The organism is Streptomyces mutabilis (assembly GCF_014649815.1).
Taxonomy (GTDB): domain Bacteria; phylum Actinomycetota; class Actinomycetes; order Streptomycetales; family Streptomycetaceae; genus Streptomyces; species Streptomyces mutabilis.
This window is the reverse complement of record NZ_BMTT01000148.1, coordinates 1-711: the sequence shown is the minus strand read 5'-3', so window position 1 is coordinate 711 and position 711 is coordinate 1. Positions and strand designations below refer to the sequence as shown.

The following is a 711-nucleotide window of genomic DNA, read 5'->3' as shown; positions in this document are numbered from 1 at the left end:
CCCACCATACGCCCTTGACCTAAGGTTAGAATACGGTAATTCCTGCGCTCTACAAGTGTCATATCATGCGTTGCCATTAACACGGTAACCCCCACGCGATTAAACTCTTCAAACAGACGCATAATGCCTTCTGAAAGTTCACCATCAAGATTCCCTGTTGGCTCATCAGCCAATAACACCGTGGGTTTATTCACAACAGCACGAGCTATTCCCACCCGTTGCTGTTCACCCCCTGAAAGCTGGATAGGGTAATTTTTCGCTTTATCAAGTAGTCCGACTTTATCCAAGGCGGCTGAAACTCGGCGTCGAATATCCTCTTCACTTGCGACGGCAATAATCAAAGGTAGAGAGACATTGTCATAAACCGTTCTGTCCATCAGCAAATGGGGATCTTGGAAGATCATCCCTATTTGACGACGTAGAAAAGGGATCTCACTATTTTTTAGCCTACTGATATCATGACCAGCAAACCAAATAGCGCCATCACTTGGACGTTCTATGCCACAAATTAATTTAAGCAATGTACTTTTACCAGCACCAGAATGTCCGGTTAAAAAAGCCATCTCACCAGGGCGAAGATGAAAATCAACCCCCTGTAATGCTTGTCTTCCACCTAAATAAGCCTTGCTGACGTGTTCGAAGCGGATCATTACAACTACTCCTCGCGGGCAAACAGAGCCTCAATAAAATCGTCGGCCTTAAACGGACGTA

At 45.4% G+C, this 711-nt stretch carries 1 protein-coding gene; it reads right to left on the bottom strand.

The window, feature by feature from the left end; all coding sequences use genetic code 11:
- On the bottom strand, positions 1-650 hold a 650-nt coding region (ftsE, locus tag IE142_RS39810), incomplete at its 3' end, for a cell division ATP-binding protein FtsE (RefSeq protein ID WP_191889438.1).
- Between the last annotated feature and the right edge of the window lie 61 nt (positions 651-711).